This window comes from Nostoc sp. (genome assembly GCF_036917465.1).
Taxonomy (GTDB): Bacteria; Cyanobacteriota; Cyanobacteriia; order Cyanobacteriales; family Nostocaceae; genus Nostoc.
In genome coordinates this window covers 32,831-55,093 of sequence record NZ_JBALDL010000004.1, presented here as the reverse complement: position 1 = coordinate 55,093, position 22,263 = coordinate 32,831, and the positions used below count along the sequence as shown (strand labels likewise).

Annotated in this window: 26 protein-coding genes and 2 pseudogenes; 17 read left to right on the top strand and 11 right to left on the bottom strand. The window is 41.3% G+C overall.

The window, feature by feature from the left end:
• Nucleotides 1-121: 121 nt before the first annotated feature.
• Both V7K38_RS01005 and V7K38_RS01000 read left to right on the top strand, forming a co-directional pair.
• Entirely contained in the window at nucleotides 122-547 is a 426-nt protein-coding gene (locus tag V7K38_RS01005; RefSeq protein WP_334854854.1) for a DUF4363 domain-containing protein, read from the top strand.
• A gap of 136 nt (nucleotides 548-683) precedes the next feature.
• Entirely contained in the window at nucleotides 684-959 is a 276-nt protein-coding gene (locus V7K38_RS01000) for a peptidase (protein WP_334854853.1), read from the top strand.
• Between the two features lie 3 nt (nucleotides 960-962).
• Here the strand turns inward: V7K38_RS01000 and V7K38_RS00995 are convergent, their stop codons facing one another.
• Nucleotides 963-1,130 (bottom strand): hypothetical protein, encoded by a 168-nt coding sequence (locus V7K38_RS00995; protein WP_334854852.1) that lies wholly within the window; start codon nucleotides 1,128-1,130, stop codon nucleotides 963-965.
• A 100-nt stretch (nucleotides 1,131-1,230) separates the two neighbouring features.
• Here V7K38_RS00995 and xseA point away from each other — a divergent pair, with 100 nt between their 5' ends.
• The 8 genes and pseudogenes from xseA to V7K38_RS00955 all read left to right on the top strand — a co-directional run bounded on the left by xseA (nucleotide 1,231) and on the right by V7K38_RS00955 (nucleotide 7,394).
• Entirely contained in the window at nucleotides 1,231-2,499 is a 1,269-nt protein-coding gene (xseA, locus tag V7K38_RS00990; RefSeq protein WP_334854868.1) for an exodeoxyribonuclease VII large subunit, read from the top strand.
• The gene (xseB, locus tag V7K38_RS00985) at nucleotides 2,492-2,725 is read left to right on the top strand and encodes an exodeoxyribonuclease VII small subunit (protein ID WP_094328767.1); all 234 of its coding nucleotides are present in this window, start codon (nucleotides 2,492-2,494) and stop codon (nucleotides 2,723-2,725) included. The genes xseA and xseB overlap by 8 nt, the downstream gene beginning before the upstream one ends.
• Nucleotides 2,726-2,907: 182 nt before the next feature.
• Nucleotides 2,908-3,471, top strand: a pseudogene (locus tag V7K38_RS00980) (sensor histidine kinase); the annotation flags it as partial.
• An 85-nt stretch (nucleotides 3,472-3,556) separates the two neighbouring features.
• Nucleotides 3,557-3,727: a hypothetical protein gene (locus V7K38_RS00975; protein WP_334854851.1), complete on the top strand. Its 171-nt coding sequence runs from the start codon at nucleotides 3,557-3,559 to the stop codon at nucleotides 3,725-3,727.
• Between the two features lie 254 nt (nucleotides 3,728-3,981).
• A complete protein-coding gene (locus tag V7K38_RS00970; RefSeq protein WP_334854850.1) occupies nucleotides 3,982-4,740 on the top strand; it encodes a sucrose-phosphate phosphatase in 759 nt (252 codons plus the stop codon).
• Nucleotides 4,740-5,372, top strand: coding sequence for a Holliday junction branch migration protein RuvA (ruvA, locus tag V7K38_RS00965; RefSeq protein WP_094328759.1), 633 nt, complete (start codon nucleotides 4,740-4,742; stop codon nucleotides 5,370-5,372). The genes V7K38_RS00970 and ruvA overlap by 1 nt, the downstream gene beginning before the upstream one ends.
• A 30-nt stretch (nucleotides 5,373-5,402) precedes the next feature.
• On the top strand, nucleotides 5,403-6,605 hold the full coding sequence (gene bioF / locus V7K38_RS00960) for an 8-amino-7-oxononanoate synthase (RefSeq protein WP_334854849.1): 1,203 nt from the start codon (nucleotides 5,403-5,405) through the stop codon (nucleotides 6,603-6,605).
• A gap of 69 nt (nucleotides 6,606-6,674) precedes the next feature.
• Entirely contained in the window at nucleotides 6,675-7,394 is a 720-nt protein-coding gene (locus tag V7K38_RS00955) for a chromophore lyase CpcT/CpeT (RefSeq protein WP_334854848.1), read from the top strand.
• A 172-nt stretch (nucleotides 7,395-7,566) separates the two neighbouring features.
• On the opposite strand, the gene V7K38_RS00950 is transcribed toward V7K38_RS00955, so the two are convergent.
• The 4 genes and pseudogenes from V7K38_RS00950 to V7K38_RS00935 form a co-directional block, all read right to left on the bottom strand.
• Entirely contained in the window at nucleotides 7,567-8,232 is a 666-nt protein-coding gene (locus V7K38_RS00950; protein WP_334854847.1) for a prolyl oligopeptidase family serine peptidase, read from the bottom strand.
• Nucleotides 8,233-8,302: 70 nt separating this feature from the next.
• Nucleotides 8,303-8,518 (bottom strand): hypothetical protein, encoded by a 216-nt coding sequence (locus tag V7K38_RS00945; RefSeq protein WP_334854846.1) that lies wholly within the window; start codon nucleotides 8,516-8,518, stop codon nucleotides 8,303-8,305.
• Nucleotides 8,519-8,618: 100 nt separating this feature from the next.
• The gene (locus tag V7K38_RS00940; protein WP_334854845.1) at nucleotides 8,619-8,954 is read right to left on the bottom strand and encodes a hypothetical protein; all 336 of its coding nucleotides are present in this window, start codon (nucleotides 8,952-8,954) and stop codon (nucleotides 8,619-8,621) included.
• 129 nt (nucleotides 8,955-9,083) lie between these two features.
• Nucleotides 9,084-9,594 (bottom strand): annotated as a pseudogene (locus V7K38_RS00935) (metal ABC transporter solute-binding protein, Zn/Mn family); the annotation flags it as partial.
• Between the two features lie 40 nt (nucleotides 9,595-9,634).
• Here V7K38_RS00935 and V7K38_RS00930 point away from each other — a divergent pair.
• The 3 genes from V7K38_RS00930 to V7K38_RS00920 all read left to right on the top strand — a co-directional run bounded on the left by V7K38_RS00930 (nucleotide 9,635) and on the right by V7K38_RS00920 (nucleotide 12,542).
• Nucleotides 9,635-10,204: a Rieske 2Fe-2S domain-containing protein gene (locus V7K38_RS00930; RefSeq protein WP_334854844.1), complete on the top strand. Its 570-nt coding sequence runs from the start codon at nucleotides 9,635-9,637 to the stop codon at nucleotides 10,202-10,204.
• 137 nt (nucleotides 10,205-10,341) lie between these two features.
• Complete coding sequence (locus V7K38_RS00925) at nucleotides 10,342-11,127, top strand: HAD family hydrolase (RefSeq protein ID WP_334854843.1); 786 nt, start codon at nucleotides 10,342-10,344, stop codon at nucleotides 11,125-11,127.
• Nucleotides 11,128-11,366: 239 nt separating this feature from the next.
• The gene (locus V7K38_RS00920) at nucleotides 11,367-12,542 is read left to right on the top strand and encodes a DNA double-strand break repair nuclease NurA (protein WP_334854842.1); all 1,176 of its coding nucleotides are present in this window, start codon (nucleotides 11,367-11,369) and stop codon (nucleotides 12,540-12,542) included.
• 567 nt (nucleotides 12,543-13,109) lie between these two features.
• Here V7K38_RS00920 and tsaB read toward each other — a convergent pair.
• From tsaB to V7K38_RS00905, 3 genes are all read right to left on the bottom strand, one after another.
• Entirely contained in the window at nucleotides 13,110-13,766 is a 657-nt protein-coding gene (gene tsaB / locus V7K38_RS00915; RefSeq protein ID WP_334854841.1) for a tRNA (adenosine(37)-N6)-threonylcarbamoyltransferase complex dimerization subunit type 1 TsaB, read from the bottom strand.
• 633 nt (nucleotides 13,767-14,399) lie between these two features.
• Entirely contained in the window at nucleotides 14,400-15,839 is a 1,440-nt protein-coding gene (locus tag V7K38_RS00910) for an esterase-like activity of phytase family protein (protein ID WP_334854839.1), read from the bottom strand.
• A 302-nt stretch (nucleotides 15,840-16,141) separates the two neighbouring features.
• Complete coding sequence (locus V7K38_RS00905; protein ID WP_104904694.1) at nucleotides 16,142-16,390, bottom strand: Ycf34 family protein; 249 nt, start codon at nucleotides 16,388-16,390, stop codon at nucleotides 16,142-16,144.
• Between the two features lie 86 nt (nucleotides 16,391-16,476).
• On the opposite strand from V7K38_RS00905, the gene V7K38_RS00900 reads away from it, so the two are divergent.
• Together V7K38_RS00900 and V7K38_RS00895 are read left to right on the top strand one after the other, a co-directional pair.
• Complete coding sequence (locus V7K38_RS00900; RefSeq protein ID WP_334854837.1) at nucleotides 16,477-17,805, top strand: CCA tRNA nucleotidyltransferase; 1,329 nt, start codon at nucleotides 16,477-16,479, stop codon at nucleotides 17,803-17,805.
• Nucleotides 17,806-18,092: 287 nt separating this feature from the next.
• Nucleotides 18,093-18,461 carry a response regulator gene (locus V7K38_RS00895; RefSeq protein WP_334854836.1) on the top strand — a complete coding sequence of 123 codons (369 nt, stop codon included), beginning with the start codon at nucleotides 18,093-18,095 and terminating at the stop codon, nucleotides 18,459-18,461.
• Between the two features lie 123 nt (nucleotides 18,462-18,584).
• On the opposite strand, the gene V7K38_RS00890 is transcribed toward V7K38_RS00895, so the two are convergent.
• Nucleotides 18,585-18,791: a uracil phosphoribosyltransferase gene (locus V7K38_RS00890; RefSeq protein WP_334854835.1), complete on the bottom strand. Its 207-nt coding sequence runs from the start codon at nucleotides 18,789-18,791 to the stop codon at nucleotides 18,585-18,587.
• 412 nt (nucleotides 18,792-19,203) lie between these two features.
• On the opposite strand from V7K38_RS00890, the gene V7K38_RS00885 reads away from it, so the two are divergent.
• Nucleotides 19,204-19,686 (top strand): tetratricopeptide repeat protein, encoded by a 483-nt coding sequence (locus V7K38_RS00885; RefSeq protein WP_334854834.1) that lies wholly within the window; start codon nucleotides 19,204-19,206, stop codon nucleotides 19,684-19,686.
• Between the two features lie 20 nt (nucleotides 19,687-19,706).
• Nucleotides 19,707-19,847 carry a hypothetical protein gene (locus V7K38_RS00880; RefSeq protein ID WP_334854833.1) on the top strand — a complete coding sequence of 47 codons (141 nt, stop codon included), beginning with the start codon at nucleotides 19,707-19,709 and terminating at the stop codon, nucleotides 19,845-19,847.
• Nucleotides 19,848-20,341: 494 nt separating this feature from the next.
• Here the strand turns inward: V7K38_RS00880 and V7K38_RS00875 are convergent, their stop codons facing one another.
• Both V7K38_RS00875 and V7K38_RS00870 read right to left on the bottom strand, forming a co-directional pair.
• Nucleotides 20,342-21,544: an FtsW/RodA/SpoVE family cell cycle protein gene (locus V7K38_RS00875; protein WP_334854832.1), complete on the bottom strand. Its 1,203-nt coding sequence runs from the start codon at nucleotides 21,542-21,544 to the stop codon at nucleotides 20,342-20,344.
• A gap of 350 nt (nucleotides 21,545-21,894) precedes the next feature.
• Nucleotides 21,895-22,101, bottom strand: coding sequence for a phycobilisome linker polypeptide (locus V7K38_RS00870; RefSeq protein ID WP_012411143.1), 207 nt, complete (start codon nucleotides 22,099-22,101; stop codon nucleotides 21,895-21,897).
• Nucleotides 22,102-22,263: the final 162 nt, after the last annotated feature.

Below are 22,263 nucleotides of genomic sequence, written 5' to 3'. Positions count from 1 at the left end.
ATATTGCAGTATTGACACAGAGAAAAACTTGCATACCATCTGCTGCGTCTCCAGCAACTTTAGCTGATATAGTAGCTGATACCGTCATTAGTTGGCGGTTTATGATTATTCAAGAGGTCTTATGAAACGCTTAATCTACATTATCCCGGTTACTGCAATTAGCTTACTAACATTGGGAGGATGCAACAGCGATCAAAAATCTGCTACCCAGACTCCTGCTACCACTGAAAACACTGCGGCGACAACAGTATCTAAAACTCCTGGTGCTACACAAGGAGGTTTTGATACTTTGGTCGGTGTCCTTACAAATACAAAAACTGCGGTGCAAGCCGGAAACTTTGACAAAGGTCAACAGGAATTTAATAAGTTTGAAAACTCTTGGTCTAAGGTTGAGGATGGTGTCAAAACTAAATCTTCAAAAACCTATAATGTCATTGAAGATGCTGCAACCCAAGTGAAGGGTTCGCTGAAAGCAAAAGATAAAGCGAAATCTCTTAAGGGGTTACAAACACTTGAGACAAATATCGCCACTGTTTCTAAAAAGTGAGGCAGAACTAACATAAAGCAGGAGTCAAAATACAAGAGAAATCAGGAAAAAAGTCTTTATATCTGGCTTTGAGACAAATAGTTCTGTACCTGATCAAGTTGCAAACTGCTATAGTTTCCACTGGAGATTTTGGATAATGCGTTCATTTCGCAAGTACCACCGGATTCTGGCGATTATTTTGGCTTTACCACTTGCTGTAACATTGTTAACTGGTATTGCAGCTACCCTAGTAGGTGAGTGGTCAGCTAACATCGGAGTTCCGCGTAGTCTACTACTTTCGATCCATCGTGGTGAAATCTTGGGTTTAGAGGGAATCTACCCGATTTTGAACGGACTAGGACTATTAGGGTTGTTGGTTACTGGGTTAAGTATGACTAGTTTGTTTGCTAGGAAAAGACCAAAATCTGAGTAAGGATTAGTCAAAAGCGATCGCAATAAGTGTAATCAAGGTATAATCCATTGTCTCCAGTGCTGCAAAACTCATTGCAGAAGCAGTTTCTATCGGTATTACTCCTGCTTCAAAACAGACTAGAATTTTGTAAGAGCGCAAAACAATTATGTTCGGGGCTTTAAGCTTTTCCAAATTTTGTCATAAAGCTTGTAGCATTTGGCGTTGAAGCTAATTTCTGTTTTCGTTAAAAATGCTAGAATCGCTCCAGCACGAATGCTTTCAGGCATCTTTGATGACTTCCGACCTTCCCGACTCACTCATTCTCAATACTGCACTTTCAGTTTCTGGATTAACTGACTATATCCGCTTGCTGTTAGAGCAAGATGAACAATTACGGCAAGTTTGGGTAACTGGCGAAGTTTCCAGTGCTAACCATCATCGCAGTGGTTTATTTTTTACGCTGCAAGATACCGATCGCACCGCCGGAATTAAATGTGTGGTATGGAATAGCCAATTGTCAAAACTCGCCCAAATGCCAGTTGCTGGTGAGCAGATAATTATTTTGGGTAGTATTCGCCTGTATCCACAACGGGGAGAATATCAGTTATCAGTTTGGCAGACTTTACCTGCTGGTGTGGGTTTACAGGCGTTGCGCTATCAACAATTAAAAAATCGCTTGCTGGCTGAGGGATTGTTCGACGCGCAAAGAAAGCGATCGCTCCCCATTCACCCGCAAACGATCGCTGTTGTCACTTCCCCAACGGCTGCGGCTTGGGGTGATATTCAAAAAACTCTCAAACAAAGGTATCCAGGTTTACACGTTTTATTTTCTCCGGCGACTGTACAAGGTGAGCAAGCGCCGGAATCTATCGTGAAAGCGATTGAGCGGGTGGAAAGAGATGGACGCGCCGAAGTGCTAATTTTATCGCGGGGTGGTGGCGCGGTGGAAGAGTTGGCCTGTTTTAATGATGAACGAGTAGTGCGATCGCTTGCTATTTGTTCTATTCCGGTAATTACTGGTATTGGCCATCAACGAGATGAATCTTTGGCGGATTTAGTTGCAGATGTCTGTGTGCATACACCAACTGCGGCGGCGGAAATGGTTGTGCCAGCCCTTTCAGAGTTGTATAGTGAACATCGGCAGCGAGTTGTGGCTTTACATGAGGTGATGCATGACTCTTGGGAAACTGCTGAGAATAAACTGCAAGGATTACGGAATCGTTTGCGACGGTTGCGGTTAGATCGGCAAGTGCAGCAGGAATTGGCAAAGCTAGCTTGGAAGCGTCAGCATTTGGTACAAATTACCACGGGGCGATCGCAACAAGCAACGCAGTATTTAGAGTTATTGCGGCAAAAGTTGGCTAGTCTTGACCCGAAAGCGGTGTTACAGCGTGGTTATGCGGTGGTGAGAAGGGAAGATGGCGCGATCGCTCGTTCGGCGGCGGAGTTGGCTGTGGGGGAAGAGTTGGTGATTCAGTTGGGGCAGGGTGGCGTTAAAGTGAAGGTTATGGAAGTAAATGAACCGCAGAGGCGCAGAGGACACAGAGAGATTAATGATTAAACGTAAAAGTGCTTCTAATTCTGATTCGATGGAAGGTTGGAATTATGAGGCGAAGGTTGCTGAAATAGAGGGAATTATTACTCGCATTGAGGCGGGTGAGTTGGAATTAGAAGCTGTGTTCGATCAATTTGCAAGTGCTGTGGAGTATTTACGTCAGTGTGAAAGTTTTTTGCAGCAGCGACAGCAGCAGGTGGATTTGTTGATTGAAACATTAAGCGAAGAGTAGAAGTCTGAGTCGAGAGGGTGAGTCAAATTAGTCAGTTAAATATAATTAAAAAGCTAAACAGCTAAAAACAAATAATTTTTAGGAAATCTCTGTTTTTACTCATATTTAAATCTTCCTTGTGCTTAATCCCCAAATGAGGAGTTTGAGAAGCGGAAAATGACTGATGAGACGATTAATTTGACAAATTGCGATCGCCTCTCAACCCGATTTTGGGCTGCACAAAACTGCTACAAACCCGCAAAAATGAAGCTAAAACAGCCGAAACCTTAGCCACCATCGAACGCAACGCTAAACTGCAAACTCAACTGATTGATGACTTGCTTGATGTTGCCAAGATTCTGCGGGGTAAACTTAGCATAGATGCTACTCCTGTAAATCTGGCATTTGTGATTGAATCTGCGATCGACACAGTAAATACAGCAGCGATTGCCAAATCAATTGCTTTGCATCCAGTACTGCCAAAGATTGGGCAAGTCTCTGGAGATTCCAACCGCTTGCAACAAATCGTTTGGAACTTACTTTCCAACGCTATCAAGTTTACACCCAACGGAGGACGGGTAGAAATCCGACTAGAGCGAGTCAACGATCAAGCGCAGATTATTGTCAGTGACACTGGCAAAGGCATTAACCATGAATTTCTCCCGTATATTTTTGAATCATTTCGCCAAGAAGATGTCTCAATTACTCGCAAATATGGCGGGTTAGGATTGGGGTTAGCGATTGTCCGGCAGTTAGTTGAGGCTCATGCTCAAGAGCGTTCCTTAATATAGTTGCTCTCTAATTTGGTAGCCTGAACTTTCTGAAGATGTTGAAATCTGTGCATCTATTTTCATGGAGCGTTTACAAGATAACGAAGCCAGAGTTCGTGTTTTGACACTTCAACCCGAAGAATCTTGCGTTTACATCTTTGGCATACGCACTTTACCACGGAAACTTGAGGAAAGGTTTGGAACTGTACAATCGATTCAAGGGCAAGAGCGAGAGCCTTGGATTTATAGTTAGGAACTTAGACTAGCATTCGCAATTGCGATCGCACCTATAGCGGTTCTCGGTTGAGTGAGGTCATGCCGTGCCCTTACACTTGGCGATTAATCTTGTACCGCATCTGAATGGAAACCGCTATACAATCAAGCAATATGAAAAATTATTTCTAGGTTATCAGTAAACGCAAGTTTAAACTTATTTTATTTTTAGTAAACTTCTTGCAAAATTCCCTTCACGCGGTAGAATAACGAAATTTTGCAAGAGTTCTAATCATGAAACCATTTCTGTTTGTAACCGACTTAGATGATACGCTTGTATATCGTACAGTAGGCGATGACAGCGCTTTACCAGAACTGAATCAACTGCTGAAGAAACATCGCCAAGAATACGGCACTAAAATTGTTTATTCTACCGGGCGATCGCCTGTACTTTACAAAGAACTCCAAGGTCAAAAAAATCTCTTACAACCAGATGCCCTCGTCCTTTCTGTGGGGACTGAAATTTATCTCAATGGTACTGATACTCCAGACTCAGATTGGTCAGAAATCCTCTCTCCGGGATGGCAACGGGAAACTGTATTATCTATTACCCAGAAATACCGTGAGTTAGTTCGGCAACCAGATTCAGAACAGCGTCCTTTCAAAGTAAGCTTTTTTTTAGAGCAAGATGCATCTGCAAATGTTCTACCACAACTTGAAACAGAGTTGCAGAAATCTAAATTAAATGTAAAGTTAATCTACAGTAGCGGTATTGACCTTGACATTGTACCCCATAGCAGCGATAAAGGTCAGGCAATGCAGTTTTTACGCCAGAAGTGGAAATTTGCAGCAGAACAAACAGTTGTCTGTGGTGATTCGGGTAATGATATTGCTTTATTTGCTGTAGGCAACGAACGGGGAATCATCGTCGGAAATGCCCGAAAAGAGTTAATCCAATGGCACGATGAGCATCCCGCTACGCATCGCTACCTCGCAAAAGGTTTTTGTGCAGGTGGAATTATTGAAGGTTTAAATTATTTTGGTCTCTTGTAATGATTAGTTATCTAAAAGGTATAGTCGCTGGTATCCAAACAATTGGCGCTAATCGCGTGATTCTGACTCTGGAAGTAAATGGCTTGGGGTATGATTTGCAAGTTCCCCAACGGCTAGCAAACCAGTTACCAGAGTCGGGAGGAGTGGCGCAAATTTTTACCCATTTCCAAATTCGGGAAGAAGTGCCTTTTCTATATGGCTTTGCTTCGCCATCCGAACGCGATTTATTTCGTCACTTGCTGACTGTCACAGGAATTGGTGCAGCCTTAGCGATCGCCCTCCTGGACACTCTGGAACTACCAGATTTAGTCCAAGCAATTATCGCTGGCAATACACAAATCTTAATTCAGGCTCCAGGTGTCGGTAAAAAAATCGCAGAGCGCATCTGTTTGGAACTGAAAAGCAAATTAGTCGAGTGGCGCAAATCAGCCGGGTTCTTCGTCGCCACAGGCGGGCCAGCACCAGGAATTCTCGAAGAGGTGCAAATGACCCTCTTCGCCCTGGGATATACTGCCCATGAAGTCAGTCACGCCCTACATGTAGTGAGTGAAGACATCGGCTTACCCAAAGATGCCTACGTCGAAGATTGGATTAAACAAGCGATCGCTCATCTCAGTAGCGAACAAGTTTAATTGTCATTTGTCATTTGTCATTCTCCCCCCATGCCCAATTCCCAATGCCCAATCCCCAATCCCCAATCCCCAATCGATCCTTATGCTTGGCTAGAACAGTCCTTAGCAACAATTCATGGGGCAGACTGGTATCGTTCGGTACAACCTATCAACGGTCGTCCGGGTGCAACGGTGGTTTTAGCTGGGCAAGAGGTAATTAATTTTGCCAGTAATGACTATTTGGGATTAGCTGGTGATGAGCGGTTGATGGCAGCCGCAACTGCTGCGATCGCTGAATTTGGCACTGGTAGTACTGGTTCTAGATTACTCAGTGGGCATCGAGAATTACATCGGGAGTTAGAAAAGGCGATCGCATCTACCAAACAAACAGAAGATGCCTTGGTATTTAGTTCCGGGTATCTAGCCAATTTGGGGGCAATTACCGCCCTTGTGGGCAAGCGTGATTTAATTTTATCTGACCAGTACAATCATTCCAGTTTGAAAAATGGAGCGATTCTTAGCGGTGCAGCAGTTGTAGAATATCCGCACTGTGATGTTGAAGTCCTAAAAACTCAGTTGAGTCAACAACGACAAAATTACCGACGCTGTTTGATTCTTACTGATACTGTCTTCAGCATGGACGGCGATTTATGTCCATTGCCTGCGCTGTTGGATATTGCTGATGAATTTAGCTGTATGCTGCTAGTTGATGAAGCTCATGCTACCGGAGTACTAGGAAAAACTGGCGCTGGGTGTGTTGAGCATTTTGGGTGTACAGGAAAGCAATTAATTCAAATTGGTACTTTGAGTAAAGCTTTGGGTAGCTTAGGCGGATATGTAGCGGGAAGTAGCGCCTTAATTGACTTTTTGCGGAACCGCGCACCCAGTTGGATTTATACCACTGGGCTTTCACCTGCTGATACAGCCGCCGCCTTAGCAGCAATCAAAATAGTGCAACAAGAACCGCAACACCGCGTCCAATTGTGGAGCAACATACATTACTTGAAAACTTTGCTGCAACAACAATTACCTAACTTAAAATTGCTGCCTTCTGAATCACCCATATTATGTTTTCAATTACCTAATGCTAAAGATGCCCTCAAAGTTGGAAAACAGCTAAAAGATGCTGGCATTTTTGCTCCAGCAATTCGTCCTCCCACAGTGCCTACAAGTCGAATCAGAATATCTGTCATGGCAACTCATGAAGAAGCACATATTAAAAAATTGGTAGCGGTGCTGAAGGATGTCAGCTAGCTATCTGGGCATTGTGTCGCAGCAAAAGTAAGATAAAATACTTTGAAATTTCAGATATTGTATTAATTTATGAATTTCGTCAAAGTATATATTCTGACAGCCATATTTTCAGCATTTACATTTGCCCAGGCAACTTGCGCTACTGCTGTTACTAAGCCACCGCTTGACATACAGGTTAAGCAAGTTACACAGTGGTTTACTGGTTTGTTCGATAATTCCCAACAAGTGGCAACAAACCCTTCTATTCCACTTATTACTCTATCAAGTTGTAGTGTGGAATTGACCAATGCCAACCCTGCAAGTGGAACAGAGAATATTTATCTTGAACAAAAAAGTATTAATCGCTTCCGTCTTTATTCTTTTAACCAAGAGAATTCAGCAGTAAATCTCAGTATTCGTGCCTTTGATACAAACTATTCTGTGACTGGATTATGTAATCGACCAGATTCGGAACATATTATTGACTCTAGCAAAGTTTTGGGAACAAGCTGCAACTTGGAACTTTTATGGGAACCGATTGATTATATCGGGAATAACTCTCCTAATGGCTGTCCAACCAGTTCTGGTGGTAAAGTAATTTCTAGTGTAACTGTCTCCAAAGATGGCATCGATTCTTTAGACAAGATTTTTGGAGCCAATGGTAATTTACTTGTCGCTACGCCGATTGAGTTTCGCCGACTTGACTCTATTCCTGAACCCTCCTTAACATTAGGAATACTAGCTCTAGGTGTCTGGGGTACAAGCAAAACAATTTTACGCAAACACAAACAGAAATCGATCGTCAAGTAAGCTCGACTTTATCCAATTACGCGGCATAAACGGCAATATCTCACAAAGGTTCTAACATTGGGTGAGGTACTTTTACCATCTCAAAGGATTCATGGGACATTGAAAAAATACAACTCAAGATTCTAATTTGGAGAGTATTCAAATGCAAACAAAACCATCTTTAAACCACAGTTTACTGCCGCCAATGTTGCAAAAACCACTCATATAACTCTGGGTTATTGTATGTCTGCGTCCATGAGTCGTGTTCAGCTTCTGGGTAAACTGTAAATTTTACATTCCCGTCGTGGGCTTTGAGTGCAGAAACCATGATTTCAGACTCACTTAAGGGAACAACATTATCTTTGGCTCCGTGAAATGCCCACACGGGAAGATTTTTCAACTTACCTGCTTGGGCTGGATTACCACCCCCACAAATAGGCGCGATCGCAGCAAATTGTTCTGGCTGTGCTGCCGCTAAATGCCATGTTCCGTAACCACCCATACTTAAACCGGTCAGGTAAACCCGATCTGGATCGACAGGATAGGATGTAATCACCTCATCCAGCAGGGTATTTAATCGCTCTATATTCCAATATTCACCGCGCGGACATTGGGGAGAAATGACAATGAAAGGAAAATCTGGCTGTTCTTCTACAACCTTGGCAACACCTTTCGTTTTTACATGATTTAAGTAAGAACCTCTTTCACCCGCACCGTGTAAGAATAGGATTGTTGGCAAAAGTAGCTGTTGTATTTCGTGGCGTAGACGTAGCCCGTCGTAGACATTGCCGCCATTTGGTAAGAATAGTAGGTAATTATAGCTGTCGAGAGAAATAATTTGTTGTTGTAGTGGCAGCATAACATTAAATAACTTTGTTAGTTCAAGGTCTACAAACAGCTATTGTATAATTTGGTGGCTGTGTTGCTTCTCATTGAATCTTAACTAACCGAAAGTCATTATTTATATAGAGATTGCGTCGGCTCAACTCTGCAAAATATGGTGCTAATTCATTTTTATAAAATTCTACTTTGGCTTTTAACGTCTCTAGATTGCGGTCTTTAACTTTAATAAGTTCTAAAATTTCATTTTTTATTTCTAGCGTAGTCCAATATGTCAATTCTTTGGTACTTGTGACATCTACCATTAGCCTTCATCCAGGGAAAACTAGATGGTCGATCCAAGAAGACAGATACGGACACGCAAACAACCAACTCTCCACGTATCCGTATCTGTTTAATGAATGACTACCACCAAACTCTGTTTCCATTTTCGTCAACTCGTGCTTGCCGAATTACATCGGAAATTTCTTCAGCATCTTTAACGTGGTGGAGTGCTTTCTTTTCGCCGTCGGGTTCATCCACAACAAAGTAAGTCGGGACTGTAATTTTGTCCCCTGTAATGTCTGGTACATCATCCACAGCTACCTGTTTAGCCTTTTCTTCAACAGATTCAGGCTCATCAGAAATTTTATCTCCTGGATTCGCTGTTAAGTTTCTTTCATTAACATTTGCTTCTTCGCGTAAATTTGTATCTTCACTTACTGGTTGATTAATTTTATTTTCTTGAGTTTTATCAGTCATGGCTTTTTGCGATATTGAAAATCTAGCTCTACTAAATAACACTTTAAAAAATCGAGAATACAAAAACTTCTTTCTCTAGAGAGACTTTAAGAAGAACACGTCTTAGGTTAGAGATTTTCTCTGATGAATTTACTTCTTTAGTTGAAATGGCATATATTTTCCCCCAACGCTTCTACAATACTACGGGTATTTGTCTCCATCATTTTGATATAAGAATCTCCTGGACTTACCTTTGTACCAATTGAATCAGAGTCAAGTTGATTTAGTACTAATTTCACTCCTACTTCTTGAGCAACAGTTTTAATTAAAGCTGGGTTAATTGTAGTTTCAGAAAAAATTGTGGGAACGCCGATCTTTTTAATTGACTCAATCAACTGATCTCTGGACTGTTTGAGCGCTTGGTTGTTCTTCGATACTAAAACCAATTAAAGTACCTGCGATCGCAATCACATAAGCACGTCCATAATATTGGAATGCATCATGGGTTGTTACAAGTTTGCGCTTATCTATGGGGATAGTTTTAATCTCTTGATTAATCCAACTATGCAACTGTTTGCGATGCCTTCTAAGTAAATTTATCTCTATCTTTAGGCGATAACTCAATTAATCGATCTTGAATCGCATTCGTCATTGCGATCGCACCGTACTATATTAGTAGACCTTTCTTGGTAAATCGGGTCATGAAAGAAAATTATTCTCCTAATGGCAAAATTTCAGCTAGGATAAAAACGCGCCGGGATTTTTTAACTTACACGCTAGGTGGTACAGTCGCATCAGTAGCGATCGGATATCTATTTCCCAAAGTCAGCCAAAGTCGTGAGATCGGCTTAGAAACCCTTTGCTCTCTGTATCCAAAGAATTCGCGCTGTGAAAATTATCTTCCCGGATCTGAGGCACTCGACAAAGACGGCAAGAAAATTGAAACTAATGCACTATTGACAACCGCGAAGCCTGGAATTCCGATTCTTGTAAAAGGCTTGCCAAACAATAGCGTTGATTATCTCATCATTCAAGACGGGCCAAAAATTGCTGAGTACGCTATCAATCCAACTTGTACCCATTTAGGATGTACAGTTGAGTGGGATCTTGAGAAAAATCACTTTATTTGTCCTTGTCATGGATCTCAATACGATTCTCAGGGTCGAGTGATTCATGGCCCTGCAAAACGTTCTCTACCACTGATCACTGTAGTAGTCAAGCAAAACCAAGTTCGTTTAGTCGATCGCAAACCTGCTGTAGATCCTCGTTAAGCTATCAATTTTAAATTAGATTAGACAATGCCACCATACTTTTTGAGCCAATTATAAATTATAAAAGACTAACAAAAATTACTGCATAATTTAAATTTGTCGGGTAAGCTGACAACAGCAGTTTCATCCTCAAAACAATGACCGCAAGTAGTCCCACAATTTTAGCCCTGGATTTTGATGGAGTGATTTGCGATGGACTAATTGAATATTTTGAGGTGGCGTGGCGTACCTACTGTGAAATTTGGTCGCCAGCTAACGACACACCAGCAGATGACTTAGCTTTGAGATTCTATCGCTTACGGCCTGTAATTGAAACAGGTTGGGAAATGCCAGTTTTAATCAAAGCGCTAGTAGATGGAATTTCTGATGAGAAAATTCTTCATGAATGGTTAAGCATCGCTCCACAACTTTTGTTAAATGATAAGTTACAAGCAAAAGAAATTGCTGCAAAACTAGATAACCAACGGGATGAATGGATTAGCACGGATTTAGACGGTTGGCTAAGTCTGCATAGATTTTATCCGGGTGTCGTAGAAAAACTCAAATTAACTCTTGACAGTGGAGTTAAGCTATACATTGTAACCACTAAAGAAGTACGTTTTGTACAGCAGTTGCTGCAACAACAAGGAGTTAATTTACCGAAAGAATTATTTTTTGGTAAAGAAGTCAAGCGTCCTAAGTACGAAATTCTGCGAAAATTAAAGCAAGAAGCAGAAAACAAGCCAGTTAGTCTCTGGTTTGTTGAAGATAGACTCAAGACATTGCAGTTAGTCCAGCAGCAAACAGACCTTGAAGATGTGAAACTGTTCCTTGCAGATTGGGGCTATAATACCCAAACAGAAAGGGAAGTTGCCCAAAACGATCTACGGATTCAGTTGTTGTCATTGTCTCAGTTTGCCAGAGATTTCTCTGCTTGGCTTTAATATATTAAACATCTCCGAAAAATAATGTAGAGACGTAGCATTGCTACGACTCTACAAGGGTTATGAATAAAGCATATTTAATTTCTGGAGATGTGTATTTATAAAAGATGTAGGTAAATAATAAAAAATTCGGAAAACTCCAAACTCCTGTAGAGACGTGATTATTGCCTATCTACTCCTAATTCTTGTACAAACGCGATTAATCGCGTCTCCTAGCTCCTAACTTATCACTTACCTTCATGCTTGATCTAACAAAACTGGCGCGACAAATGCAGGGCTTAAGTCAGCATCTTACCTTAGAAGCTGCTGCCAGTCGCCAACGTTTAGAATTGGCGCAACAACATCTAAAAAATGCTTATGAGTCCCAACAAGATTTAATCGATCGCCAGGAAAAATGGCGCGATCGCATTCTCTTTGCTAATGCTACCCCAATTGAGCCGCTAGAAACTTGCATCGATATCCCAGTTCCGCCAAAAATTCATACTGTCATTGCTACCGATGGTTCCCAAATTGCCCCCAACCATCACGAAATTGCTTACTGTTATCTCTTAAATATTGGCAGAGTCGTCTTACACTACGGACAAAACCGCCATCCGCTACTTGATAGCTTGCCAGAAGTATTTTATCGCCCAGAAGATTTATATATGTCTCGGCAGTGGGGAATTAGAACCGAAGAATGGATGAGTTTTCGCCGCACTGCTTCCGAAGCAACGGTTTTGGCAGAACTTGCCTGTGCAGCGAAGGGGGAAGCACCAGCATTGGCAATGGTAGATGGTTCGTTAATTTACTGGTTTTTAGAACAATTACCGATGGACGCGCGCGATCGCATTTTACCCCCCATCCTGGAAGCTTGGCAGCAAATGCGTGATGCTCAAATTCCCCTGATGGGTTATCTCAGCGCCTCTCGTAGCATCGAAACAATGAATTTTTTACGGTTGTTGGCTTGTCCTCATCCAGTGCCAGACTGTAAAAGTCATTGCCCAAATCAGCTAGAAAAAGTACCTTGTAAAATTTTTGAACAGTTACGAGATACTTCTGTTTGGGCAACCCGACTAAAACCAGGACAACGCAGTACCCTTTGGCGGAGTAATTCTCCGATTCTCGAACTCTACGGCGATCAAACCATTTATTTTTGCTATGTCCACGTCGGTACTGAAATTGCCCGCATCGAAGTTCCCGCATGGGTAGCGGAGAATCCAACCATGTTAGATCAAGCGCTGGGACTAATGTTAGCACAAGTGCAAAAAGGATATGGCTACCCAGTAGCGATCGCCGAAGCGCATAATCAAGCAGTCGTAAAAGGTGGCGATCGAGCGCGTTTTTTTGCCTTGCTTGAACAACAAATGATTAAAGCTGGTTTAAAAAATGTCGGAACTTCCTACAAAGAAGCCAGAAAGCGGGGGAGTATTGCATGAACCAGACTGAATAAACTGGGATAAATTGTATTTATCTATTTTGGTTTCTGGAGGTTTTTATGCAAACACAGACAGAAAAATGCTACTCGCCCCAGTTTTGATCTATTATCTCAAATTTTTGGACTATTTCTGAGCTACTCCAGAGTCTGCCTAGCACTACAATTACCAAAAATTGAACGCTAGTGAGCGATAAGAATAGATGATTTTTTGGTACTTGCTCTAGTAGTGAGGATACACTTTTGTGTAACAGATGCTCTTGATTAAGTAGAGTGGCGATCGCTTTTCTCACACTGTTCTTATTTCACTAGGACTTACGCATTGAGAGGAAAAATTAAATATGGATAACTCGAAAAACCATATCTTTCGTAGGGGCAATTCATGAATTGCCCCTACAGCGCCGATTATTTACCATCAAAGAATGATTGATAAAAATCTGAAACGACCTATTTACGTTGATATATAACATAATTCTTTTGTAAAGTGCGTAAGTCTTATTCACATTGTAATCATCTTCTTAATGCCTTAAAGTATGTAAATCAGACTGAGATACTTTTATATTCAAGTTAATTAAACTTCTACTGGATGTTGCCCATAATATGGCAAAGCCTCTGACCAATTAGGATATTTACCTTCTTGCCAATCAAGATTAGCTAGTTCCAAAATACTCGTCACCGTCGCTGCTAACCCAGATTGGGCGTGAATTAGCTGATAATTAGTGTTCCAATTCGCTAAAGTTTCCTGCCATGCTTCTGGTGTGAACACTCTATCTGACAAACACACTTTTAGTTTACAAGTATTTGGCTCAAACTGATAAATAGCAGCAAAAATTTGACCTCGTTGCGCTGGCATTTCCACAGCAATAGTTTTGGAATTTTGACTTTTGCCTGCTTCTGACCAAGCTACCGCAGCTAAAGTTGAAATCGCAAATATAGGGATATCTAATTGTTGCCCTAATGTTCGAGCAGTGACAACGCCAATCCGAGTTCCTGTAAAACCGCCAGGGCCTTTTGCAACTGCGATAAATGACAAATCTGCCCAAGTTTGCGGTTTGATAAAGTCAATTAAATATTGATGGATTAGGCTAGATAAATCACGCCCCAAATTCCAAACTTGAGAGCGTGTCTCACCAGCAAAATTACTAATTGCCAATCCCAATTCGGGAGTAGTGGTGTGTAGTGCCAATGTGTATTTATTTGTTGCAAGGTGTTCTAGTTCTGTTGTCAAAGTTACTTAAAATATCTCTTTTTATAGAGTTAACGAGATTTATTTATTCAAGCATATAACAACATAGCGGTTATTAATTGAATAGACTCAATTTTTTTTACTATGCTATTGACATATAGCCTTTACTAAGCAACCGAGGTACAGCTTAACCTCACCCCGATAAAGAATAAGCTTTATCTCCCCTCTCCTTAGCAAGGCTACGGCTACGGTCACGAGTCGTATTACCCCCTTAATCCCCCCTTAGAAAGGGGGGAAATAGCAGATTCAGTTCCCTCCCCTTTATAAGGGGAGGGTTAGGGTGGGGTAAAACCTTGGTTAGTCAGCTATTTTCAGACTTCTGTATACACCCACCGTAGCCTTAGCAAAGAGAGGGGTTAGGGGTGAGGTTTTAAGATGTACTTCAATAGATCCCGAAGCGCTACAAGTACAAGCTAATGCTTACTTATAGCGATTTTAACTTGAGTACATTAGAGTGCATGCATTATAAGAAAAAGACCTAACCCTATACGCCCTTCCCTACAAGGGTTGCTATGGTGCTGTATACAAGTCGAAAAAAGCTTGATTTCCCGTGCAGAGCATAGGAACGAGGAAAGCCTAATCAAGCTAGGTTCTCTTTTCAAGAACGCCGGATATTTATCTTCTCTCTCGATCTTTTGGGGTACGATATTCATCATCCCCTTTGATCTTCTGGGGTACAAAGCCGGGAATATCAGTACTGTCAATTGCGAAGACGAATAACTTGTTGGGATTATCGATACCTGTTGGATGGTAAGTGTCCGACTTTATGGTACCAATGAAGTCATTATCGTTGCTGATGAAAAGTGTATGCTTTACCACGTGGTTGATAACCACATCCGATCCGAAAGCCAAACCTTCAAGCTTGGCAGGTATGTCTTCTGCTTTGATCCCATTTTGAGTAAGTGTAGCTACTACATCAAGGAACAGGGTCTTGCTAACTGCCTTACTAGCCAGATTGCTTTCCCCAGTGATATTGCTTACTTGTTGAGCATTTGTCAGATCGATATGGTATATCTTCTTGAAAGCAGCCTGAGAGCCGTCGCCCAAACCCTTGCCATCTCGTTCGTCTACTAAGAATTCGCGATCGCTGATGGCTAAAATCTCGCTGACGGTGGGATATTTCGGTTTAGCCGAGGTGCCAATATTATCTAACTGATAGGCATATTCCTTGGTAAAACCTGTTTCTATGTCAATTTTGACGATTCTGGTATAAGCACCATTAGTACCACCGTCTTGCAGCAGTGGACTTTGCAAAATACCAATCAGGGTCTTACCATTGGGAGTAATTGCAAGCCCTTCCATGCCTTTGTTCGCAACCCTACCAGAGGTATTGTCACTAATCTCTGTATCACCAACGGGACTTGATTTGCTGACTGCAAACTTGCTAGGTAGGTTAAAGACCCTAATCCGCTTACCTGTATTGCGGTTAAATTGATATAGATAAGGGCCATATTCATCCGAGATAAATATATCCTTTCCATTATTGGATACACGTACCCCTTCAGGATCGAAACGGGCATTGTTGGGATATGTCGAGATTTGGGGGGGGGTGGGGTTGAAGTTGTCTGAGCGTCCAGTGAAATAGTTTTTATTCTTCGTATTCAAGGCTGGGACACCAATGCCTAACCCTAATCCCGCACCATTTCCGTAGTAAAGAGGCTCATTGCTAAATAACAAAGTCGTATCAACTAAGTAAGGGGTAAGTGTGAAAGGTAACGCTGAACCAAGATTGCTTGGTGAAAGTTTCACTTTGATAGTTTGGAAGCGGTTGATATAGGATGCTGTGTCACTGACAGCGCTGTTGTATGACAGGGCATTTGGGCCTCGGTCTGGGATAGCAATAAAGGTGTTACAGCCAGCATAAGCTAGTCCCGATCCAATACCACCAAGGAGATTTCCCCAAACACCGTTTTCAAGGGGATCTGACGTTTGCCTGGAGAGGTCTCTAATGTTACCACTTAAGCTCCCAATTGCGATCAGCTTAACCTCTGCTTTGGCGGCAGGGGCAGCAAAAAATGACGCTAACAAGAACAGAATGAGATTTCTCTTGAGCATATTAGTATTCCTTGTAGGGGAAATATTTACTGAGAGATATTGTATTTTTTTTACTTTATTATTTATGCCTAGTAATTAAGCTATTTTTAAGTAAAGATTAAGCCAAGATTAACTCATGAATGGCTAATGCTCACCAGTTTTAGGTTATGCATAAGAAGGTAAACGAGAGGAAAAAATTTTTACCCGCATTTGTCTAGGTGAGAAATGCGGGTAAAGTTGTCCTTATAGTTACTTACAAAAATATCTACGACTATTGCTGTTTAGTGTAGTAGTCACCCTTAAGATATACCAATCATTTTCTATCAAGTCGGTACTAATTCACCAGGACGCAATTTCGACCACTTACCCGTTTCCCGTTTAAAACTGAGACAACCAACAACATCCCATTCCATCTCAATCACATCATCTTGAGTCCGAATGTTGACATTGATAGAAGGTTCATTCGGATCAAAATTTGGTGTTTCAGTCAAGTGAGGCTGTTGGTGCTGCCCTTCTACGGCATGATAGGTAAAACAGCTGTCTACATAGTGGCAGTTCACACAAATACACATAATAGAACCAACTCCAGGGGCCTTTATTGTTAATCTAACTTAAGCCCAACCGTTATTCATGAGTTGCTGGGTTGATTTTTATTACAATGCATGAATCAATTCCTTCTACCCTAGCTCCCGAAAATTGGCCTTTTAGTTTAGAATTCTTGCCACAACCCGCTTACATGGTAGGTGGCGCTGTGCGTGATGCGCTCCTTGGTAGAACTCGTGAATATCTGGATCTAGATTTTGTTATACCATCTAAGGCGGTAAAGGTAGCAAGAGCGATCGCTCGTCATTACAAAGCTGGTTTTGTCTTACTCGATGCAGAACGACAAATTGCCCGTGTGGTTTTTCCCCACGCCACGGCTGACTTTGCTCAACAAGAAGGAGATAGTTTAGAAGTTGATTTGCACAGACGAGACTTTACAGTAAATGCGATCGCTTATAATCCCCATACACAAGAAATCATCGATCCTCTACAAGGTTATGTAGACTTACAACAGGGCATTTTGCGAATGATATCACCCGCAAACTTAGAAGATGACCCTTTGCGGTTAATGCGAGGTTATCGCCAAGCCGCCCAACTAGGTTTTACTATTGAGCCAGCTACCCGAACGGCAATTTGTTCTTTGACATCACATCTGAGCAAAGTTGCAGCCGAACGAGTTCGCGTAGAAATTGGCTATCTACTGGCAAATTCTCAGGGTACTCCTTGGATTACAAGTGCTTGGGAAGATGGTTTACTTGCCCCTTTCTTCAAAAATGCTACTCGTGAAAGCTTAATCAAACTAGCAGCAGTTGACAATGCAGCCGCATTACTCACAGAAAATTGGCAACAATTAGGCGCACAACTACAAGCTTATGTCCGCGATAGTGTCAAAACTACTTGGTTAGGTATTGCCAAACTTGCAAGTCTAGTCAATCCAAACCCAGAATTAGCAGAAATAGAGCTACAGCAACTAACTTATAGTCGTGCCGAAATCCGGGGTGTAACCACTGCTCTAAAATTGTTACCGCAGTTTCAAGTAGTTGATATGTCTTTGCGAGAACAATACTTTTTATTCCGTGACGCAGATATTGTGTTTCCCACTGCGGTATTGCTGGCTATGGCAGTTGATAATTTGGTAGAGGCGATGTCTGGTGACAAGCCACTACACACAGCAGTCTCTACAAGTTTAGAAACCAGAGCAAGGAACTGCCCTGTCTGGATACCTTTGATCAACCGCTACCTGAACCCTGATGATCTGGTCGCTCATCCCCCTCAACTAGTGAGCGGGAAGGAGTTGATTATAGCATTAGATATTCCAGCTTCACCAATCATCGGCCAACTTTTGACAGAAATAGCCTTAGCACAAGCTGAAGGGAAAGTCTCAACGCCAACAGAAGCGATCGCATTTGCACGTCAGTTACAAGAGGAGGCAGAAGGTAATTAAAATATATCGGCTTTGAGACGCGCTATGCAAGATCCAAATCATTTAGTCAATAGTTGCAAGTATATACATCATTTATGCTACTATTTGCTTGATATTTAGATGTTGTGTTGTTTCCTCAAATTCAGCGCCGATTGATTATATACCAGCCTATTCATTTTATGCCCTAGTCAGTCGTCTGAATGCACCCTCGTACAATTACTTAAGTACTTACCAGAAAAAAAACCTCTTCGTTTTCCTGATGGGTGGAGTCTTTATGCCTAGCCTTTCTTGGATAGAAATAACTACTGATGAATGGACAGCCTTTAATTTTGGTTGTAGAACAGAGTCTACATGATTTAGAGCTACTTAATTCTCATTTAGGAATATTGAATTTCTCATGCATTTGTACCAAACAAGGGGTGAGGGCTGTGATATTGGCGCAAACTCATCAACCAGATGTAATTCTTCTAGATACAATGCTATCAAATTGGAGTGCTAACCGAGTCATTGATGACCTCAAACATGATGCAAAAACTGCTACTATCCCAATCATTGCAGTCACACCTCTAACAGCTGCTCAAGAGGATGAATCCACTATGTTCACAGGATTTGATGATTGTATTACCAAACCTTATGATTTTAATCAATTAGAAGTAGTAATCAGTCGCTATATATGATGTATCCTCTATGGATTTATTTGAAAAAATATCTAATTTAATCTGGGTAAAATGGTTCATCAGTGATTCGTGGAGTATCGGTTAATTACTGCATTAATCATTATCTGCTGATGGGTAATCAGCTTATTTTGTGCCAAACAAGCGATCGCGTCCATCTCCTAATCCAGAAAGAATATAGCTATATTCATCTAAGTAGTCATCAATAGCGGTAGTATAGAGAGACACATAAAGATGTATTTTACAAAAACACTTGATATCTTGCGATAAAGCGAATAAGCGGATAAGGGAAAATATTTCAGCGAAACACGTCCGAACTGTTACATTTATCATCAACACCCACAGCTTTGTTAAGATTCAGTGACAATTGGCGGCAAAAATGCCTCCCAATGCGATCTTCTGGAAACACCCCCTAGTTTGATTTAAATAAAGCACCATGCAACTGTGCTTCTGTAATGCTATAGCGCTAATTAAATCCAAAATCGGCATAATCAGGATTATTTGGGGATGTTTTTTATCAGCTATTAGTCACTAGGGAATTCTCAACTACCCCTAGTCAATTTTTATTTTTATGTGTTTAAATTTCGAGTGTGCTATTAGTCGTATTATTGAATTGAATCAACAACACAGAAAATTCATAAATAGCAATTAATCACCGCAAATTTAAAGATGACTTTAAAAACGATTGAATCGATATATTTTGTGAGAAAGTTAATACAAAGGTATATTCACTGATCTCAAATTTATGGATTCTTTATCTATCAATTCCTTACTTGAAGAGTTGAAAAACCCAGATGCTACAGTCCGGGACAAGGCAACCAGAAAAATCTGGCGGATCTGGTTTCAGCAAAAGGGAATCTATGGGCTGGAAATAATTGACCGTAGTCAAAAGTTACTGGATGCAGGTGAAATTGCTGAAGCAGAAACAGCACTTACAGCATTAATCAAAGAACAGCCAGATTTCGCCGAAGCTTGGAATCGTCGGGCTTTCCTCTATTACAGTATTGGTGATTATCAGAAATCTCTGGCAGATTGTCAGATAGTTGTACAGATCAATCCGATACATTTTGGGGCACTTCATGGCATGGGCTTGTGTTACGCCGCACTAGGAGAGTATGGTGAAGCTATCCGAGCTTTTCAACGCGCTCTAGAAATTCAGCCCTATTCGCTAGTGAATCAAAAGTTGATTCTAGAATGTACATTTAGATTCAGTTACAACGGCAGATAGGAGAAACATCATACTGTTTTATGAATCCGTTATCGCCCTCATCACCAGTAATTCATCGCCTTACTCACCGCAGTTTCATTAAATACGGTTCTATCAATATTGGTAGTAGCGTTTTTGCTGCTTGTACTAACACCAACCAAGCGTCAACTAACAATTCTTAGTTGGATAAAGTTACCGCCATAAACTAGATAGTACAAGCAAAACACGGCGGATTTCATCAGGCGATGTCTACGATGGGCTGCGCCTGCGCTACTGATATTTACAAAGACCACAGTTTAGATGTCACCATTAATTAAAATAGGTCGTCTCCAGGTTCCCCGTGGTACTCAATTATTGATCAGGGATGCAGTAGATTTTTTATAGGTTATGGCATTGGTGTCATGAACGCCATAATACAAGCTATTCCCAAAATCACAATTGCAGCAATTTTCCAGAAAGATCCCCAGTGTCTCATCGCCCATCCCAACAAAGCAACTAAACTCTTATATACTCTACTTCTGCTAACATTCCCTGTTGACCTGTTCTGAAAGCGAAGTCCGGTTTTACTAATGGGGTGCAAATGCAATGATTGTAGGAAGCGTATAGTAACTACCCGGACTCGATATTGTTATGTCTTTCATAGTCTATTTAATTCCAGTAAAAAGCTTTTGTTAGCTCAATTCCTGGTTTTATCAAAACCCCGATGTCTGCGCCCATTTTCAAGCATGGGTTTTCGCAACGGTACTACCTCAGCCTCACTGCTCTCGCGTGCTACCCGAATCAGCAACCCAGCAGCTATTAAGCTAGCAATCATAGAATTACCACCATAACTAAACATCGGCAAAGGTAAGCCAGTAGTTGGTAGAGAACCTGTAGCCACACCAATATGGAGCAATGATTGTCCTACCATCAAAATCGTCACGCCGATCGCTACCAATCGATGCACTATATTTTTAGCCTTCAGTGCCACAATTAATCCAAGAGTAGCGAATGTAGCTAAAAGTGCCAATAACACTATACTGCCAACAAAGCCAAACTCTTCGGCAAACACGGCAAAAATAAAATCGGTATCCTGAATTGGTAAATAAAACAGCTTTTGTTGAGAAAGCCCAAATCCTGCTCCCCAAGTTCTACCAGAACCTACGGCTAGTAAACTTTGCACCAACTGATAACCATCTCCTGTGGCATCTGCCCACGGATTGAGGAATGACATCACCCGCTTACGTTGATACTCTTTTATGCTAATACTGAGTACTGCCAACATAACTCCGCCAATTGCTGTGCCTCCCAGGTACTTGTAAGGTAAGCCAGCCGCTAGAGCAATTAGCCAAATAGTCATGCCGCAAAGTGCTGTTGTACTTAAGTTAGGCTGGGCAAGAATTCCTAAAAGTACCAGACCGAAAATACCCAACCAAGCCAAGCGAACCCGCCAACTAATTCTTTCCCACTGACCAAAAAGCCGCGCACTTTGCAGCACCAAAAAGGGTTTAATTAATTCTGAGGGTTGAATTGGAATTGGCCCGATCGCAATCCAACGCGCTGCATCAAAAGCCTTTTTTCCCAATCCTGGGATAAGTGTGACGAAAATTAATGACAAAAATAGCAACAAAAACCAATGGGATACTCCCAAAATTTTCTGCAATGGCAAATTAACAATAATATTGAATCCTATTAAGGAAACTAAAACCCAAAGCAGTTGACGCTTAAAATAGTACAATCCATCATTCTGACGGGCATCAGCGACAGGATAGGATGCCGAAAATAGCATTATCAAGCCAACAAACAGCCAAACCAATGTTAACCAGCGCAACAACCGCGCCTCTAATCCCCAGTTGGAGACTGAACTATCAAAAATTGGAATCAGGCGGCGTAGATTCACGAGCAGTATAGGTAAAAAGTTAAGAATTAGAAGTTAGAAATAAAACTCATAGGAATGCATGGGATGCGTGAAACTCAGTCACTTCAGTGCTGAGAGGAAAGCGGCACGAGTGACTTTAGTCACCGTGGTTTTTATATTCACGAATTAGTCTTTGTACTGCCGAAGACTGAGATATTCCCCAGTTGTCTGCAATATATTCTAGTCGTTTTTTATCTTCTTCAGATAAATAAATCACAGTACCTTGTTTATATATGGCTTAATTAATGATTTTTTGTAGTATTAATTATGCACAAAAAAGAGGTCTTTGCTGACCTCTTACCAATTCCCTAAAATAATATTCTATTTACAGATTACGACAAGCCAGTATTAGCGCCTTGCTTACCAGTTGCCAGTTCTACTTTGATAATTTTGCCCCCTGCTTTTTGAATACGTTGCTGTTCGCGGAACCAGTTCTCATAAGGAACTAGCTTAGTGAAGTAAGTATTTTGCAGTTCACGTTGGGTACGAATTCGGGTTTGGCTGGGAACTAGAGCAGTAATTTTAAACAAACGGGACATATTTTGAAAATCTCCTGTAAACTTTGTGAAAACTTTTTTTATCTCAAAATCTTGAGTGCAAATCTTTTAATCATTCCAAGGCTGGAAATCAAACATCAATACTAGACCACCCACACTCATCACTGATAATTTACCAAGATAAGCAATATAACGTTCTAGCAC